Raw genomic sequence first — 18,474 nt, 5'->3', positions numbered from 1 at the left:
ATTCAGGGGAATATATACTGACACACGAAAATCTCTCAAAAACAAATGTAAAGTTAATTTATGAGGATTACATGAGAGTATTAGTTATGGAGCCTGATGTCGTTCATCAGTACTATTTAAAAAGTCAGTTCGAGGAAGCCGGCTTTTTGGTTGATAGCGCCACCAGCATTAAACAAGCCGAGCTTTATATGCTTTCAAATTACCCTGAGATAATCTTGATGAATATTGACTCTGTTGAGGGTGAATCGGCTATAGCTATTAAAAAATGGCGTCGCGAGCGACGAAATATAAAAATTATGGTGCTGAGTTCAACAAACGATATTCAATATAAAGTAAATTTCTTAAATTGTGGTGCTGATGATTATGTCACTATGCCTTTTCAAATACAGGAAGTCATCGTCAGGGTCTGGGTTTTAGTTCGAAGAACTTTTTGTATACCTGCAAAAAAGATAAAAAAAGGAAATGTTGAATTAGATTTGTCAGGTAAAGCTCTTTGCATTGGCAATAACATAATACGACTCACTGGTTTTGAATTCAAAATCATGGCATTGCTGATGGAAAATACGGGTTCTGTACTAAGCAAGAGCCGAATCATGAGCCACATTTATGATGATGGTGCTGTAAAGAATAACAATACGGTAGAGGTCCTGATTGGCCGGCTAAGAAAAAAACTAGCAGCTTATAATGGTGGGAAGATAAAAAATCAAAGAGATAATGGATACTATCTAAAAACATGAATGTTTTAAGAATATTATAAAATTATCCTTCTTTTATGATTCAATTCCCATTGAGTTTAAAGTTCGTATATAAAACTATTCTATCATATACCTTGCGTAAATATTCTATTGCGAGTAAAGCAGATGTCAAAAAATGAGCGTAATACTCTTTCGCTATGGTCATTAACAGCGCTTGTAGTTGGAGCAATGATCGGTGCAGGTATATTTTCCTTGCCAGCCACATTCGGACAAGCAACTGGAGGTCTTGGGGCGATAATAGCATGGATGATCGCAGGTAGCGGCATGCTACTGTTAGCTTTTGTCTTTCAGTCGCTTGCAGAACGTAAACCAGATTTAAATGCCGGTGTCTTTAGTTATGCCAAAGAGGGATTTGGTGAGTATTCTGGATTTATATCAGCATTGGGTTTTTGGGCTGGCACATGTATTGGAAATGTATCATATTTTATATTAATTAAGTCGACATTAGGCGCTTTTTTTCCGGCCTTCGGTGAAGGCAATTCTTTTTATGCAGTTGTATTATCCTCAGTGATACTATGGTCATTTCATATTCTTATTCTCAGGGGAATAAGAGAAGCAGCTTATATAAATACTATTGCAACCTTTGCAAAAATTATCCCCATAATATTGTTTATAGTTGTATTATCAGTTGCTTTTAGTAAAGATATGTTCTCTTTAAATTTCTGGGGACATCAAGCAAACGAAGTAAACCAAGACATGTCACTCATTACCCAGGTTAGAAGTACAATGCTAGTGACTGTATTTGTATTCCTCGGGATAGAAGGTGCAAGTATTTATTCCCGATACGCTCGTCGTAGAAAAGATGTTGGAATTGCGACAGTGTTTGGATTTCTTGGTGTGTTATGTTTATTAATGTTGGTAACTTTGCTTTCATATGGTGTATTACCGCTAAATGAACTTGGTAACCTACGTCAACCCTCTATGGCTGGTGTACTTGAAAGTATAGTCGGTCGCTGGGGCGGGGTTTTTATAAGTATCGGATTGATTGTATCAGTTTTGGGGGCCTATTTGTCCTGGTCCTTGCTTGCTTCTGAGATTATTTATACTGCAGCTCAGAAGAATAGTATGCCAAGAGTATTTACAAAAGAAAATAAATGGGCTGTACCGTCTTCTGCTGTGTGGTTGACAAATATCACAGTTCAATTTTTTCTAATTATTTCAATGTTCAGTAATTATGCTTTTCAGTTGGCATTGGAATTAACGAGTGCCATGACTTTAATTCCGTATTTTTTCGTAGCGGCATATGGCTTGAAATTAGTCCTAACGCGAGAAACCTATGGTACTAATACCAAGGGATACTATAGGAATTTTGTTATTTCTTTGCTGGCAACATTTTATGCTCTTCTCATGATTTTTGCTGGCGGCATGAAGTTTTTACTCTTGTCTGCAATAATTTATGCGCCAGGAACTATTTTATATATTATGGCTAAACGTGAGCAAAAACAGAGAATTTTTACAGCAGCGGAACGAATGATATTTTTCGTGATTCTGCTATCTGCTCTTGCCGGGTTGGTTGGTATTTTTGATGGTACGATTTCTATTTAACAAATAATGAGGGTATCTATATGTCTGTCACTCCTTATGGAGTTTATTCTGAGGTCGGTCAATTACGAAAAGTAATGGTGTGTGCTCCTGGTTTAGCTCACTCCCGTCTCACTCCGGGAAATTGTGATAAGCTATTATTTGATGATGTCATGTGGGTAGAACGAGCGCGTCTGGATCACCAGGATTTCATTAAAAGTATGAATCAGTGTGGTGTAGAAGTTTTAGAAATGCATCGTTTACTTGAGGATATCTTGTCACAAGATTCAGCACGAAACTGGCTTTTAGATCAGCAAGTTAATGCAAATGAGATACCATTATGTCTTCTTGATGAAACGCGATCCTATCTGAATTCACTTCCATCTAAACAACTTGCAGAGTTTATGATAGGAGGGTTGTCGACAAAAGATCTTATTTCAGGTTGGAATGGTGACAAAGAAGAACTTGAATTAATTGGTGCTGCTTCAGGATTGCGACAATATCTTTTACCACCGCTGCCAAATACACTCTATACCAGAGATACAACCAGTTGGATCTATAATGGCGTTACGCTTAATTCCCTGTACTGGCAGGCAAGACGCGAGGAAACATTGTTAACTACTGCTATTTATATTTACCATCCAGAATTTAAAACACAGGAGATTAATGTATGGTGGGGTGAACCAACTCGCCAACATGGTTCTGCTACTCTGGAAGGCGGAGATATTATGCCTATTGGTAACAATACGGTATTGATAGGCATGAGTGAAAGAACATCATATCAAGCCATAGCACAGTTAGCAAAATCACTCTTTACAAACCCTCGTAGTGATGTAAATAGGGTGATCATCGCAGTCATGCCTAAGCTGAGAGCTGCAATGCATTTAGATACTGTCTTTACATTTTGTGATAGAGATCTTGTGACCTTGTACCCAGCAATAATTGACGAAATTGAGACTTTCTCGTTATTTAAGGATGATAGACCTACAGGTATGAGATTATTTCATCATACTGAATCTTTGACACAAGTTGTTGCGCAAGCCCTTAATTTAAAAAAATTACGAGTAGTTGAGACTGAAGGGAACCTTTATGACAAAGAGCGACAGCAATGGGATAGTGGTAATAATGTTGTCGCAATGTCACCTGGTGTTGTTATGGCTTACGATAGAAACACCAAAACAAATGATAGATTACGTAATGAAGGTGTAGAAGTTATTGAAATTGTCGGTAGTGAATTAGGTCGTGGACGTGGAGGCGGTCACTGTATGACTTGTCCTTTAATTCGCGATGCTGTTGATTATTAAAAACGGAGTCATTGATGTTAAGAAATTTATTTTTAGTTATGGCTGGTGTGATAATCCTGTCGGGTTGCACAAGTAAACCGATTGGTTCAGCTAATAATGTAAGTACATCTCTCACTGGGCAGGCCATGCGTCTTTCACAAGGTACAATCACTAGTGTAAGAGAAATAACTATTCAGGATGATTCATCCAGCAATGTGACTGGTACAGTTGGTGGTGCCGTTATAGGTGGCTTAGCTGGTAATTCAGTTGGCGGAGGTAGTGGCAGGCGTTTGGCAACGGCTTCCGGTGCTGTTGCTGGGGCGATGACAGGGCAAGCCCTTCAAAGAAATATGGCTCGACAAAGGGCTTTTGAACTTTTTGTAAAGCCAGATACCGGACATGAATTTGCTATAGTCCAACCAGCAGGCAGCAGAGATTTTTTTGTTGGTCAGCGTGTGAATATTACATCGCAGCGTGGTCAGGTTCTTATAACCCCGATGTAGTAAATTATAGTATTTATTCATTCTAGTATCATCGATACGATATTCCGAATGCCATTCTGTTCTTCGGGCGGCATTCGGATATGAAATATTAACGTTTCATTGTAAATATGTTTATTTTGTGAATAACTAAAGGGTTCATTTAATGTTAAACCACTTAATGTCTTTTTGGAGTATTGCTGTAACGACATTTTCAATATTTTTTTTATGGCATATTTGATGGTGATCTTCCAAATTGTCACTGATCTTTTTAGAGATGATAAACTTCACGGGTTTTTTAAAGCAGTTTGGATTGTTTTACTTCTTTTTGTCCCTTTAATGACAGCTTTAATGTATCTTATCTTCAGAGGTAAAGGAATGGCAGCGAGACAATGTGCCAATAACCGGGACATTTTCTGGACTGGGAAGTACAATACGAGTAAGACTCCCGCTGAGCAAATTCTGGATGCTCGGGCACTATTACAAGACAATATCATTACAGAAGACGAATTTAAGACGTTAAAGAATAAAGCGTTAAGTTAAAAGACTTAACGTCTTTTGCTTCAGTTATTAGATAACGCGTAAAGTTAGTGGCGCGTTATCTACAACCTTATTACTGCATATTGAATTAATTTGGTTCACTCATCATGGCTGTTTATATTAAATTTTCCTCAATGAAAACATTATTGTCTATCGTTAGATGGCATAAATATTCTTCGGTTTCTTTCCTTATATTATCTCTTTGGTTAGCTCTCACGTCATATGGAGTATGTGCAGAGATACCCGGTAATGGAGAACAAAGAGGTTTCTGGGGAAGATTAAAAGACGACATTTCGCAAACCTGGAACCAACCAGAAAATATTGATCTCTATATTCCATTTATTAGCTGGCATAATCGTTTTCTTTATGATAGGGAAAAAACAGACAGATATAACGAACACCCCTGGGGCGGAGGTGTTGGCGTCTCTCGTGATACCAGTTATGGTAACTGGAGTTCACTCTATATGATGATTTTCAAAGACTCTCATAAAGAGTGGCAGCCCATTGCGGGTTACGCCTGGGAAAAAGGGTGGCATTTTGATAAGCGAGAGAAATTCAGAGTAGGCCTGGGGTTCACGGCTGGGATAACAGCACGAAAAGATTTCGCTAATTATGTCCCTTTACCTATTGTCTTACCGATCTTTTCCGCAAGCTATAACAATGTTAACATGCAGTTTACCTATATTCCTGGAACCTATAATAATGGGAATGTGCTTTTTGGTTGGTTAAGATATTCATTCTGAGGTGTCAATATTTTTAAATATTAATCTGTAAAATGCATCTTCGTTTAGAATACATATATTATTTTGTCATAATATTGATACTGTTGTAGTGAATCCCCCTGTGCGGAGGGGCATTTCAGCCGTTAAATATACTCCATGTAAGCGCATGCAAATTTGTGGGCTGGCACAAATTTACCGGGAGGCACCCGGCACTTCGACATCTCTGACTCCTTAACATATACGTTAGAAAAAAGTTTATAAAACTATTTTGGTCGGTTGAATCCGTCAGGAGCCATTACTTCCTATAGACACGTCATTCAGCATTGCTGCGGTTTATGTTTTCATTTCAACGATCTCTACTCCTGCCTTCTTTTCTGAGGCACTTCACCAGGCTACTATACTGGCAGTATTAGCCCTGTTCGTCCTTTATTTTTCCGAGATGATCTCAGTTACTACCAGAACAGCTTGCGTCATGATAGAGGATGTTGTCCCTGTACGTTGACTGCAGCCGCATTAGTACAGTTCTGATCAAGGATAACGCTCACTTAAACTCTACGCTGACCTATTTTCATCAGCGTGTCTGCGTTGTTCATAGGTGAGCGCAACCTTTTTTCATGGGAGGCAAAGTCAGTGCACGGCTACAACTTTGTTTGGGCTGTGATAGATATTATGTTAAAACCGTTTAGATTTAAGCATCCTGAATGAGGTACTATTCTATAATGTTATTAATTTTCTCTTTAACGTAAGGGAAAAATGGATTTGAGGAAATTCGCATAAAAGAATCAAAACCAGTGAGTAATACAGAACGTTCACCTCGTAAATTAAACTTACCAAAACTAACGCCATACTTTTCTGGTTGTTCTGGCGATGAGCCATATAAAGAGTCAGTGACCGGAAACGGTAGTGCAATGTGAGAAAGAGAAAAAACATCCGCAGGGTATGCTAAGTTTATTTCTTTTATTTTCTCCGTTGTAGTATTTGCATTTATAGAGACTTCCTGCATATTCATTGTGTTTGGTGTAACATTCCTGATCACCGTTGCTATATAATTTTTTTCGTTTTGTGGTAATATCTTAGATAACATCGTATCAGCCGTATTGCGAAAAAGAGATCTGAAGTTAATAGCGCGGTTAATATCAAATAAGACAAGTTCACTTCTGTTATCTGGCAAGTTTTGATAAAGTATATCGACAACTGCTTTTGTACTTACAGTTGAATCAATGACAGATTGAAATGTGAGTATGGGGGGGAGGGTGTTCCATTTTTTTTGCTTGCTCATTTTGATAATTTGATTTCGCAAATTAATAGTTAACAGATGTGCCTGACGTGCACCATTGATGGGAAATGAATTGTATTTAAATGGATTAAATTCAGGTGTAATGTCAAGCCAGGCCGCCTGTGAGAAAGCAGGGAAAATCGCAGGCCATCCTGCAAAATTTGCGAAACGAGCTAATCGGGTTATACCTATCATAGGTGAAATGAGAACGACTTGCTGTGGCATTCTAAATTCTTCATTGTCTAATGCATCAAGCGTATATTTTATTGCTAGTGCACCTCCATTCGAAAATCCCACAATATGGAGTGGTGTGTTCTTCCCTGATAATTCTGTTGCCTCTCTCACGGCAAGTCTTGTGGCCGCCAGCCAATCCTGCCATTTTACAGCAGTCAATGCGCCTGGTACGGTTCCATGTCCTGGTAAGCGAATGCTTACAGCGACATATCCGGACTGTTGATACAATTCTGCTATATGTCGCAAGCTATAAGGGGAATCGGTAAGACCATGCAGTAATACTACTGCCCCTTTTACATCGGCTTGAGGCCGCATGATGTAAGAACGGTTCCAGTCTGTAAAGAATCTCCCTGGATACACAGGGCTTTCACGATCATATCGGTTTAAAATGTTAATATCATTTCTTTTTATTTTGCTTGTCACATTTCTTTCTATATCTAAAAATATCTTATTTTCCGAATTAATATAATCATCCCAGTCTGAATGGTCGAGTTCGACTTTGTTGAGTTCTTTAGTGGTAAAGGTGTGCCATGGTTTTAAGTCTGCATTATTATGCGCCCAAAACATTCTCCAGACTAACGTTGATGCTAGTAGCAAAACAATAACTAAAATAATTCTTAGGGAAATCTTGCCTATCATGTGCACACCTTGCTTAACTAATTGATAATTCTCCAGTTAGTATGGTTTATGAGTTACACTGAAGATGGCTCTCTCGAAATTATTTATTAAGCCATTGCATTAATACGAGAGAGTTCGTAATGAAGTTAATGTAGACAACAAACGATAACAGCATAACTAATGCTAAGCTGAATGTTATTCTTAAATTTAGCAACTTAAATGTCATTATGTTTTTGTCAAGCCATAACAGTTTCTTTATTTTGTTTTTTTGGTATAAATACATTACTCCAGTAGTGAAGTACATAATCGGCACTATTATATTCGCCGAGCTAATTTGCCAAAGCAACATTTCACTGGCAAAAAAAGAAAAGACCCATGCTATAAAAAGCAACATTTTTTACCTCTTAAAATATTTGCTAATTTTATCGGGATAGAAATACCATAGCATAAATAGTACATCGATAAATATCCATAACCCACCAAGTAAGATCATGTGATTGATTGCTCCTGACCAGAATATAAATTTATTAGAGATCAGGGTGAAGTAATTAGCGTCAGATTTTATCCTGATAAATATCATTAGTAACGAAATTAACAATAGATTAAATGCCAAAAAGTGGCGCAATGCCTTCTTCTTTTTTTGAGTTAACATTGTATTTGTACCCCTGAGTGAGACGTGAGTTGACAAATAGTATCATCAGGTTGTTATGTTAGCCCTAAAACTTATACCGTACCTAAACATCCTTAATTTAGTGATCACGTCGTAGTTATCGGTTTAATAAGATGAACAGAAAAAATCTATAAAAAATACGTTTGTTTGAATTTCGTATAACTTTTTAGAATAAATTCGTGCTGCCAGGTCAATTTATGGCCCTAAATCGATAATTTAATACATTAGATGTGGTAATAATTTATGTTAAAGAAAATGTTTGTAGCAGTGGGTGTTCTTTCCACCATGACTTTAAATGCCAATGCTGTAGAGCTTGGTACCCAATTAGGTACTCAACATATTGAATTAAATGCAAAGTTTGCTCCTGAACCGACGGGTATGTTCTATACTGCGAACTGGACCAAAAACTTCAATGATGGGCCTAATACCGGTGGTGTGGGAGCGGGCTACCAATTATCCTTCGATATTATCGATGTCTATGCTGGAGCTAAAACTATCTATTTTGCTCCAAAGAAAGGGGATAATGGATTTGCTGTACCCATTGGTGCTGGAGTACGAGTCCATTTCAATGACTCATTATACGCTTACGGAGAAGGTTACACCGCTCCTCGTGGCCTGAATAATGCAGTAGAAAACTATGCAGAAGTTGATGCTGGCGTGGCCTGGAAAATGCGAGACACTATTGACTTAAAAGTAGGGTATCGATATGCAGGTGTTCATGGCAAATCAAGCACACCTAATCATACTCTACTTGATGGTGCTTACTTCGGAACATCTGTGAAATTTTAAATTTCCTGATTCCGCGGACAATCTGTCCGCGGAATATCCCGATCGCATATTTAAAGTATCTCTTGTGTTTTGTTGATGAGCATAATTTTGTTGTCATCATCTATATGTTTCTTTCATTCCAAATTAAAGTTGCGTTATATACTATTTGTGACTTGATTCTTTCTTTGCAACAGTTGTGTTTCCAGACCATAAGTCTTATTTGATTTTAATGGCGACTTTGTTACTCGTTAATTAATCTGATGAGATGGGTTAACTTAGTGTTCTATTGTTAAGCATCTTCTTTATATGCAAATTTGACTCGAATAAAACATACTGTTGTTCAAATGTCATTATGATTACAGGCTTCTCCTCTTAGGGATAGTAATTATAATCCCAGGATTCAATATGTGTTATATTCATTTATTAAGTATATTTCTTCTCTTCTTAATCAATTCCACACATGCAGCAGACCTGGAGATTAAGATCAAAGGTATATCAGGTGAGCTTGAGAAGAATGTTCTTGCCCATTTAGCCCGCATTTCTAACGATGAAATAATATTTAACCGTCGAGGATGTTCGCACGTTGAGGACACTATACGCATAGGGTTACGCGCTCATGGATATTACGAACCAACGGTAACGCTTGAGTCCTGTCCGTCATCGGTGAATGGCTCGAAGATATTAATCGCAACGGTGATACCTAACAATCCAGTGATCATTGGGGGTACAACTATTCAACTAAGAGGAGAAGCCCAAGAAGATCCGGATTACCTGGAATTACTAAATAGTCGCCCGAGTAACGGTACCATCCTAAATCATGGCGATTATGATTCTTTCAGAAGCGCCTTATCGCGCATGGCCCTACGTAAAGGTTATTTTGATGGAAGCTTTAAGAAAAATCAATTAGGTGTGGCTTTAGGTCTTAATAAAGCCTTCTGGGATATAGATTACGACAGTGGTGAGCGTTATAAGTTTGGACATGTGACTTTTGAAGGTTCTCAGATACGTGATGAGTACCTGCAAAACCTGGTACCTTTCAGGGAGGGGGATAAATACGATTTTAGGTATCTTGCAGAACTTAATCGCCGTCTTTCTGCTACTGGTTGGTTTAATTCAGCAGTAGTCGCGCCGCAATTTACTCCAACAATGAATACCAAAAAATTACCTATGAAAGCGGTAATCTCTCCTCGTACCAAACATACCATTGAAACTGGAGTAGGTATGTCAACAGATACAGGCCCACGTATAAGCTATATGTGGAGAGTTCCATGGATTAATGCTTTTGGCCATAGTATGTCCTTCCGTTCTGAAATTTCACAATCTGAGCAGTTGTCAGACTTTAATTATAAAATTCCTCTTCTGCATTCTCCTTTGGAACAATATTATTTGCTTCGTGGTAGTTTCAATTTTACCAACGTTAACGATTCTGAAGAGAATTCGTTTGCACTGACGATGTCCCGGTTGTGGGAGCGTTCTGACAGTTGGCAGCGAGCTATTAATCTTAGATGGGAGCAGAGCAAATTTACGCAAGGTAATGTCAAGGATTCTACTATGCTGCTTTATCCCGGCATTACAATTGGACGCGTTCGTTCGCGCGATGGCTTTATGCCTGCATGGGGAGATACGCAGCGATACACAATTGACTATTCTAATATGTTATGGCGTTCTGATATTAATTTTATGGTTTTTCAGTCGCAAAATGCGTGGATTAGAACCTTTTATGACCATCATCGTTTCGTTGGGCGGCTCCACTCTGGCTGGATTGAAACAGGTAATTTTTCTGCAGTTCCGCCACATTTACGTTTCTTTGCTGGCGGCGACAGAAGTATTCGTGGTTATTCTCAGGGCTCTATTTCACCCAGAGACAGTCAAGGTAAATTACAGGGGGCTTCTAAACTACTCACCGGTTCCCTTGAATATCAATATAATTTTTCAGGTCGGTGGTGGGGAGCGATGTTTGTTGATGGAGGAGAGGCTACAAATAGAATAAGTTCAGCACGATTAAACGTTGGTTCTGGGATAGGTATTCGCTGGAGATCTCCGGTTGGTCCAATAAGACTTGATCTTGCCACTCCGCTTGGAAATCATGATTCTAATGGTTTGCAGATATATATTGGGGTGGGGCCGGAGCTATGAATGATAAAGAATTGAAATGCGGAATTGGAAATTAAAGGCTATGGGTGAGTTCATGGAAAAAATAACAGGGATTCACCACGGTTTGGTTATTCGGCTACTCGATGAGCAGGCACTGGTCAGACTGTAAAAACCTCGTTTACCCTAACACTTTCATAGTAATCAAACGCTATAAAAGTTAATAACATCATTATTGGATATAGTCATTATGCTTAATGAAACGGTATTTTTCTTTATATCGATCATCAGCAAGGCACTGTACATGAATGAACGCTGTGCAACACACGTGCAGGCTTGCTGATTCTCTTAAATAAAAATACCGCTAACAATGGAGCATTAACGAGTAAGCCGATGGCACCACTCGCGCAGATGCTGGAATAACACAAACAATGCCGGGATAAACAGAATTCCCACCACGGTTGCCACCAGCATGCCGCTGAATACCGTGGTACCGATGATGCGGCGGCTCTGTGCACCCGCTCCGGTCGCCAGCATCATCGGCAGGACGCCTATGATGAACGACACTGCTGTCATCATCACCGCACGGAAGCGGCGCGATGCGCCTTCCCTCGCCGCATCGACAATTGCCATCCCGTCCATACGCCTTGTGCGGGCGAACTCAACGATGAGAATGGCGTTCTTAGCCGCAAGGGCTATCAACAATACCAGACCAATTTGCACATAGACGTCGTTAGCGTAACCCGACATCCACAACCAGACCAGAGCCCCGCCGATGGCAAACAGCACGGAGAGCATCACGCTAGCGGGTAGCGTCCAGCTCTCGTATTGGGCGACGAGGAACAGCCACGCCATGACAACCGCTGCCAGTACAATCCATATCGCCTGATTGCCGGTTTGCTGCTCCTGATATGACATGCCGCTCCAGGCGTAGTCATATCCGGCAGGCAGGTGTTCAGCCAGAAGCTGGCTCATTGCCGCCATCGCGGTGCCGCTGCTCACCTCAGTAGCCGCCGAGCCGCTCACCGATACCGACGGGAACTGGTTATATTGTTGCAGGAACGGCGCGCCGACGGTCGGCATAATGGTGACGAGATTGCTCAGGCGCACCCGCTCGCCGCTGTTGCTGCGCACGAACAGCTCGCTGATTTGCTCGGCGCGCTCGCGCCACTGCATCTCGTTTTGCATCACGACGTGGTAAACGCGGTTGTTGACGCTGAAATCCCCGGCGCGCGTGCCGCCGAAGGCGGTTTGCAGGCTGCTGAAGATGCGCGACACTGGCACGTCGAGGCTCGCAGCCCGCTCGCGGTTAACCGCCAGCGTCAACTGTGGCACGTTACTGCTCCAGGTGGTGAACACCCTGTTCAGTTGAGGATGCTGGTTAGCTTTCGCCAGTACGTCACGTGTCACGCGCTCCAGCTCAGTCGGGCTTTGCCCCGCCTGTGCCTGAATACGCAGGTCGAATCCGGAGGCGTTGCCCAGTCCCGGTAACGTTGGTGGAGCGAAGGTCAAGATGGTCGCTTCCGGCAGGGCCAGCAACTGACGCTGTAGGGTATCCATGACTTCATCCAGAGGCGGACGCACGCTCCAGTCCTTCAGCATGATAGAGATAAACCCGCCGTTGGAGGCGCTGGTGCCGTTGAGAATGTTGAACCCGGACACCTGAATCACATCTTCAACCGCCGGGTTTTTAGCGATCAATTCGCGGGCGGTTGTCATCACTGCTTCGGTACGCTCCAGCGACGCCGCTTCCGGCAACTGGACGCTGGCAAAGAAATACCCCTGGTCTTCCTGCGGCAGGAAGCCTTTTGGCATTGACATAAAGCTAAATACCACAACGACCACCGCACAGACAGTAGCCAGTAGTGCCAACCACGGGCGGAGGTTGAGCACATTCACAATGCGGGTGTAGAAATTGCGTGTGGCATCCATCCCGCGATTGAAGGCGCGGTAGACAGCAGCCGGACGAGCCGGACGCGGGCGCAGCAGGATCGCGCACAGGGCAGGCGTCAGGGTCAGCGCCACCAGGCTTGAGAGCGTGACGGCCGTTGAGAGCGTTACCGCGAACTGGCGGTACAGCTCGCCGACTATCCCAGGCAGGAGCGCCACCGGCACAAACACTGCCAGCAGAACCAGCGTCGTCGCAATCACCGGCCCCGCAATCTGACGCAGCGCCAGCGCGGTTGCCGCCGTGCGGCTCTGTCCTTCCGTCATCAGCGTTTCGACGCTCTCCACCACTACGATAGCGTCATCCACCACCATCGTCAGCGCCAGAATAATGGCGAACAGACTGAGCGTGTTGGCGGAGTAGCCGAGCGCGTAGAGCACTGCAAAGGTGCCTACCAGCGACACCGGAATGGCGAGCGCGACAATCAACGTCGTGCGCCAGCTTTGCAGGAACAGGGACACAATCACCACAACTGTTAGCAGGGTCAACGCCAACGAGACACCAATCTCTTTAATGGTGGCGGCAACGAAGGCGGTGGTGTCGAATTTCACTTCGTAGACAAGGTCGTCCGGGAAACGCGTCGAGAGACGTTCCAATTCTGCGTGCACCTTATCGGCCACGCGCAGGGCGTTAGCGGACGGGGTCGGATATATGCCGAGGTAGGCGGAGTCATGCCCGTTTAACTGCGCGCCGGAGCTGTAGCTGCGCGAGCCGAGTTCGATAGTGGCAATGTTCTTAAGGCGCACCAACTGGCCCATCTCGCCTGCGCGGATAAAAATGTCGGCAAAGTCTTCAGCCTGATTTAAGCGCCCCAACCCGTTGATAGTCAGAGTTTGTTGCTGGCCGTTAAACACCGGCGGTGTGCCGACCTGGCCTGCCGCACCCTGCACATTCTGCTCGCGCAGCGCCTGTGCCACGTCATCGGTGGTCACATTCAGGGCGTTCATGCGGTCCGGACGCAGCCAGATGCGCATGCTGTAGTCGCGCGCGCCAAACATCTGCACCAGCCCGACGCCCGGCAGGCGCGACAGCGCCTCGCGCACCTGGGTGCTGGCGTAGTTGCTGACAAACAGCGGCGTGTGGGTGTTGTTCGGTGAGTAAAGACTTACCCCCATCATCAGGTTGGTGGCGCGCTTACGCACCTGCACGCCATTTTGCTGCGCCTCGCTCGGCAACTGCGCCACGGCCTGCGCCACGCGGTTTTGCACGTCGATGGCGGCGAGATCCGGGTCGGTGCCCGCTGCAAAAGTAATGTTCAGGCTGTAAGTGCCTTCGTCAGAACTGGTGGATTCCATATAAAGCATCTGGTCCACGCCGTTAAGCTGGGTCTCCAGCGGCGTGGCGATGGCCTCCGCCACGTCAGCGGAGCTCGCGCCCGGCCAGCTTGCAGAAACATTCACCACCGGCGGCGTGATCTGTGGGTACTGCTCCACCGGAATAATTTTCAATGCAATGGCCCCCAGCAGGGTAATGACCAGCGCAATCACCATCGCAAAGCGCGGGCGTTTGATGAAAAACGTCAGCATGATGGCTCCTTAATTCAGTATCTGAACGGCTGTTCCGGACTGCACGTGCTGCGCGCCGTCAGTAATCGCTCGCTCACCGGACTTCACGCCGGATGAAATCCGGAACTGCTGACCGATCTGTCCGGCGACCTTCAGCGGCCGCATTTCGGCTTTTCCGTCGGCGTTAACCACCCAGGCAAAGAACCCGTCGCCGTTCTGCTGGACCGCCGCGGCAGGCAGGGTCAGGACCGTCTGCTCGCTGGCCGGGCGCAGCGTCACGTTCACATTGCCGCCGGGCAAGAGCTGATGGCGCGGGTTGGCGAATTCGGCGCGCAGCATCACGCTGGCGGTACGCGGATCGATGCGGTTATCCACGGAGGTGAGTTCACCGCTGATGCGCTGCCCGTTGCTGTCAATTAATACCTGCCAGGCCTGTTTCATGGCATGGATGTCCGGATGCTGCCTGGCCTTGCTGGCAAATGAACCCTCTTCCAGCGCAAAGGCGATGCGGACAGGATCAAGCTGCACCACTTCTATCAACACACCACTTCCTGGATTGACCAGACTGCCCACGTGGAAACTGCTGTGTCCCACACGGCCATCAATCGGTGAAGTGATGCGGGTATAATTCAATGTGACGTTGCGGGTTTCGAGTCGGGCTTTGGCCTGTTCCAGTGCGGCACTGGCAACGTCGCGCTGCATGCGGGAGTTGTCGACGTCGTGACGGCTGATGGCGTTGTTGTTGCCCAGACTTTCAAAGCGGGAAAGCTGCTGCTGTGCTTGTCGCAGTGTAGCTTCGGCGCTTTTCACTTCAGCCTGTGCCAGACGCACGGCAGCGCGCGGTTCGGCGTCGTCCAGTTCAAACAGCACATCGCCTTTTTGTACATATTGCCCATCGCGGAACGGAGCTTTGACGATCACCCCCTCCGTGCGGGCGCGCAGCTCAACGGTGTGGATGGCTTCGATGCGGCCCGGGATCTGACGTTCTGCAGCATGGGCAGTCTGCTCTACGGTGACGACGCGAACGGGAATGGTGGCGGCCAAAGCGGGTTGTAGAGTGCAAACGAGGAGTATGAACAGGAATGGGAATTTCAAGGGGGGGTCCTCTGTGTTATTCCCCTCACTCTGGCCCTCTTCTTGTGGAAGAGGGGGCGGTGAGGGAAAAAGGTTATGCAGCCTGACGGAACCTGCGGGTCAAGTGTTTCTCAATTTCGACGACGAAGAACATGACGCCTGAAACCGCCAGAGTGACAAACCAGTAGTACAGCGGTAAGGCTTGCGTACCGAACAGTATCTGCATAAACGGCAGGTAGATAATTGCTGACTGGAGCAGGAATAGCACGCCGGTCACCAACCAAATCCCTTTGTTCGCCAGCAGGCCGCGGTTCAGGGAGAATCCTTCAGTATTGCGGCAGTTAATCATGTAGACCCACTGGGCACAGACCAGCATCTGTAGCAGTACGGTGCGGATGAACTCCGCGCTATGGCCGCGCGGGGCCAGCCAGGCTTCCAGCGCAAAGGCGGCGATGGCAATCATGGTGCCGACGAAGGCCACTCGCCATACAGCATAAGCATCCATCACGTGCTGCCCCGTCTGACGAGGCGGACGACGCATAATGTTGCGCTCAGCGGCTTCAAAGGCGAGGCCGAAGGAGAGCGTGGCGGACGTCGCCATGTTCATCCACAGAATCAGCACCGGCGTCAGCGGAATGATGTTCCCCGCCAGCAGCGCAATCACAATCAGCAACCCCTGCGCCAGGTTGGTCGGCATGATGAACAGAATCGTCTTTTTCAGGTTGTCGTAAACGCGCCGTCCTTCTTTTACGGCGCTGGCGATGGTGGCGAAGTTATCATCCGTCAGAACCATGTCCGCCGCCTCTTTGGTCACTTCCGTGCCTTTGATGCCCATCGCGATGCCGACGTCCGCCTGACGTAGCGCCGGAGCATCGTTCACACCGTCACCGGTCATGCCGACGATTTCACCTTTGTCCTGCAATGCTTTTACCAGCCGCAGCTTATGCTCCGGGCTGGTACGGGCGAAAATGTCATATTTCACCGCCGCGTCTGCCAACTCAGCGTCATCCATCTTCTCCAACTGGTAGCCGGTCATCGCCTGCTTACTGTTTGCGATCCCCAGCATCTGTCCGATGCTCATCGCCGTCTGCGGGTGATCCCCGGTGATCATCTTCACGCGGATCCCCGCCTGCTGGCAGGCGTTAATTGCATCAATGGCTTCAGGACGCGGCGGATCCATCATCCCCGCAATGCCGAGGATGATCAGGTCGTGGTTCAAGTCGTCGTGCGTGAGTTCCCGCTCACCGTTCGCGGGTTTGAACGCCGCTGCGACCATACGTAGTCCCTGACGGGCATAGCGCTCCATCTCGCTTTCCCAGTAAGCACGGTTGAAGGCTTCCGCGCCGTTACGGGTCTGCTGCTGCGCACACAAGGCGAAAATGACGTCCGGCGCACCGGTAATCAAAATCCGCTCCTCATCGCCAATCTGGTGATGGGTGCTCATGTACTTGTGCTGGGAGTCGAATGGGATCTTATTAATCAGCGTGGTTACGACCGGCGCGAGGTTGGCTTTCGCCGCCAATACTTTCAGCGCCCCCTCGGTTGGGCCACCGGTAATACACCACAAACCACGCTCGTCCTGAATCATTTGGCTGTCATTACACAGGTCGACGGTGCGCAAGTACTGCTCCAGAACAGAGCCAGGCTGGATCTGCACTGGCGCGTCGCTGCCTTCCAGGTAGATATTGCCCATCGGCTCGTAGCTGTTGCCGTCCACGTGATAGCAGTTGTCGGCGGTGATGATGGCTTTGACCGTCATTTCGTTCATGGTCAGGGTGCCGGTTTTATCCGAGCAGACCACGGTCATTGCGCCCAATGTCTCGACAGTAGGCAGCTTGCGGATAATCGCTCGCTTGTGCGCCATCGCCTGCACGCCCAGGGAGAGGATGATAGAGATAATCGCTGGCAGACCTTCCGGTACCGAGGCTACCGCCAGGCTAATCAGGGAGAGTAGCAGCTCGCCCATTGGGATCTCGCGGAATACCAGGCTAAAGACAAACAGTGCCGCCATCATCGCCAGAATAATGGCGAAGATCGCTTTACCCAGCTTGTCCATTTGCACCAGTAGCGGGGTACGGAGCTTTTCGATATCAGCCATCATCTGGTTAATACGACCAAGTTCAGTATTTTGCCCGGTCGCAAATACCACACCCATGCCTCCGCCAGCGCTCACGGTAGTACCGGAGAAAGCCAGATTGGTTCGATCCCCTGGCGGTAGTTCACCACAGAGCGGATCGGTATGCTTATCAATCTCCGTCGATTCACCAGTTAGAATAGATTCATCCACGCGTAAATTATGCGTCTTGATTAAACGCATATCCGCCGGAATACGATCACCCGCGCGTAAAACGATAATATCCCCAGGGACAATTTCGGACGTTGGTATTATATTATGATAACCATTCCGCATGACACGAGCCTCACTGGAGAGCATGTTGCGAATGCTTTGCAGGGATTTTTCCGCATTACTTTCCTGAAAAAAACCAATTGAAGCATTGATGAATGCTACCCCAATAATAACTAATGTATCGATCCAATGACCCATAACTGCTGTTAATACGGCAGCGACGAGTAGTACATAAATGAGGATGTCATTGAAATGCCCCAGAAAACGCAGTAAGGGGTGTTTGTTTTTTTTTGCAGGTAAGTTATTCGCGCCATGTTTTAGGAAACGAGCCTGAGCTTCTTCAGTATTAAGTCCATGAATTCCGCTTTTCTCGTGGATAAGTACTTGCTCTACAGTCTGCTGGTACGCTAATGCGCTGACGGTTTGTCGATGCTGATCGACCTTGTTTTTTTTCATTTTTATCCTTCATTCTCTGGTGGTTGGAAGGCTGAATGTAAATAAAATAATTTTAAATGAGGAGGAGGCGAAATGTTATTTAAGGTTGTTTCTTAAACCCCAATAAAAAATATTTTGTAAGATTATTATTACAAAAAACGCTAAACCAAATCTAAACAAAGAAAGCATGAGTGTTATTTTTGAGAGT

12 protein-coding genes are annotated in these 18,474 nt (G+C 45.6%); 8 read left to right on the top strand and 4 right to left on the bottom strand.

Annotated elements, in window-relative coordinates; translation table 11 throughout:
• The first annotated feature begins 71 nt into the window (after positions 1-71).
• From ACQ0PY_RS19250 to pagP, 6 genes are all read left to right on the top strand, one after another.
• Positions 72-737, top strand: a complete 666-nt coding sequence (locus tag ACQ0PY_RS19250; protein WP_109739469.1) for a winged helix-turn-helix domain-containing protein — start codon at positions 72-74, stop codon at positions 735-737.
• 123 nt (positions 738-860) lie between these two features.
• Complete coding sequence (locus ACQ0PY_RS19245; protein WP_109739468.1) at positions 861-2,300, top strand: basic amino acid/polyamine antiporter; 1,440 nt, start codon at positions 861-863, stop codon at positions 2,298-2,300.
• A gap of 20 nt (positions 2,301-2,320) precedes the next feature.
• Entirely contained in the window at positions 2,321-3,580 is a 1,260-nt protein-coding gene (locus ACQ0PY_RS19240; protein ID WP_044264367.1) for an arginine deiminase, read from the top strand.
• 14 nt (positions 3,581-3,594) lie between these two features.
• Entirely contained in the window at positions 3,595-4,062 is a 468-nt protein-coding gene (locus tag ACQ0PY_RS19235) for an outer membrane lipoprotein (protein ID WP_044264366.1), read from the top strand.
• Between the two features lie 216 nt (positions 4,063-4,278).
• Positions 4,279-4,581, top strand: a complete 303-nt coding sequence (locus tag ACQ0PY_RS19230) for a PLD nuclease N-terminal domain-containing protein (protein WP_224788367.1) — start codon at positions 4,279-4,281, stop codon at positions 4,579-4,581.
• Positions 4,582-4,712: 131 nt separating this feature from the next.
• A complete protein-coding gene (gene pagP / locus ACQ0PY_RS19225; RefSeq protein WP_109739467.1) occupies positions 4,713-5,321 on the top strand; it encodes a lipid IV(A) palmitoyltransferase PagP in 609 nt (202 codons plus the stop codon).
• A gap of 688 nt (positions 5,322-6,009) precedes the next feature.
• On the opposite strand, the gene ACQ0PY_RS19220 is transcribed toward pagP, so the two are convergent.
• Complete coding sequence (locus ACQ0PY_RS19220; RefSeq protein ID WP_109739466.1) at positions 6,010-7,449, bottom strand: alpha/beta hydrolase; 1,440 nt, start codon at positions 7,447-7,449, stop codon at positions 6,010-6,012.
• Between the two features lie 892 nt (positions 7,450-8,341).
• On the opposite strand from ACQ0PY_RS19220, the gene ACQ0PY_RS19215 reads away from it, so the two are divergent.
• Both ACQ0PY_RS19215 and tamA read left to right on the top strand, forming a co-directional pair.
• Positions 8,342-8,887 (top strand): YfaZ family outer membrane protein, encoded by a 546-nt coding sequence (locus ACQ0PY_RS19215; RefSeq protein WP_044264354.1) that lies wholly within the window; start codon positions 8,342-8,344, stop codon positions 8,885-8,887.
• A gap of 384 nt (positions 8,888-9,271) precedes the next feature.
• Entirely contained in the window at positions 9,272-11,002 is a 1,731-nt protein-coding gene (gene tamA, locus ACQ0PY_RS19210; RefSeq protein ID WP_109739465.1) for an autotransporter assembly complex protein TamA, read from the top strand.
• 333 nt (positions 11,003-11,335) lie between these two features.
• Here tamA and ACQ0PY_RS19205 read toward each other — a convergent pair whose 3' ends face one another.
• The 3 genes from ACQ0PY_RS19205 to ACQ0PY_RS19195 form a co-directional block, all read right to left on the bottom strand.
• The gene (locus tag ACQ0PY_RS19205; RefSeq protein ID WP_109739464.1) at positions 11,336-14,431 is read right to left on the bottom strand and encodes an efflux RND transporter permease subunit; all 3,096 of its coding nucleotides are present in this window, start codon (positions 14,429-14,431) and stop codon (positions 11,336-11,338) included.
• Positions 14,432-14,440: 9 nt separating this feature from the next.
• Entirely contained in the window at positions 14,441-15,505 is a 1,065-nt protein-coding gene (locus ACQ0PY_RS19200; protein ID WP_109739463.1) for an efflux RND transporter periplasmic adaptor subunit, read from the bottom strand.
• Between the two features lie 73 nt (positions 15,506-15,578).
• Positions 15,579-18,287, bottom strand: a complete 2,709-nt coding sequence (locus ACQ0PY_RS19195; RefSeq protein WP_109739462.1) for a cation-transporting P-type ATPase — start codon at positions 18,285-18,287, stop codon at positions 15,579-15,581.
• Between the last annotated feature and the right edge of the window lie 187 nt (positions 18,288-18,474).

It is taken from the genome of Citrobacter sp. LST-B2 (assembly GCF_057983045.1).
This window is presented reverse-complemented; position numbering and strand designations above follow the sequence as displayed.

What these genes read in the sequence shown, in the direction of transcription:
- ACQ0PY_RS19240 (WP_044264367.1), top strand. Translation starts at nt 2,321, where the DNA reads ATGTCTGTCACTCCTTATGGAGTTTATTCTGAGGTCGGTCAATTACGA.
- pagP (WP_109739467.1), top strand. Translation starts at nt 4,713, where the DNA reads ATGAAAACATTATTGTCTATCGTTAGATGGCATAAATATTCTTCGGTT.
- ACQ0PY_RS19245 (WP_109739468.1), top strand. Translation starts at nt 861, where the DNA reads ATGTCAAAAAATGAGCGTAATACTCTTTCGCTATGGTCATTAACAGCG.
- ACQ0PY_RS19195 (WP_109739462.1), bottom strand. Translation starts at nt 18,287, where the DNA reads ATGAAAAAAAACAAGGTCGATCAGCATCGACAAACCGTCAGCGCATTA.
- ACQ0PY_RS19230 (WP_224788367.1), top strand. Translation starts at nt 4,279, where the DNA reads ATGGTGATCTTCCAAATTGTCACTGATCTTTTTAGAGATGATAAACTT.
- ACQ0PY_RS19235 (WP_044264366.1), top strand. Translation starts at nt 3,595, where the DNA reads ATGTTAAGAAATTTATTTTTAGTTATGGCTGGTGTGATAATCCTGTCG.
- ACQ0PY_RS19215 (WP_044264354.1), top strand. Translation starts at nt 8,342, where the DNA reads ATGTTAAAGAAAATGTTTGTAGCAGTGGGTGTTCTTTCCACCATGACT.
- tamA (WP_109739465.1), top strand. Translation starts at nt 9,272, where the DNA reads ATGTGTTATATTCATTTATTAAGTATATTTCTTCTCTTCTTAATCAAT.
- ACQ0PY_RS19250 (WP_109739469.1), top strand. Translation starts at nt 72, where the DNA reads ATGAGAGTATTAGTTATGGAGCCTGATGTCGTTCATCAGTACTATTTA.
- ACQ0PY_RS19205 (WP_109739464.1), bottom strand. Translation starts at nt 14,431, where the DNA reads ATGCTGACGTTTTTCATCAAACGCCCGCGCTTTGCGATGGTGATTGCG.
- ACQ0PY_RS19220 (WP_109739466.1), bottom strand. Translation starts at nt 7,449, where the DNA reads ATGATAGGCAAGATTTCCCTAAGAATTATTTTAGTTATTGTTTTGCTA.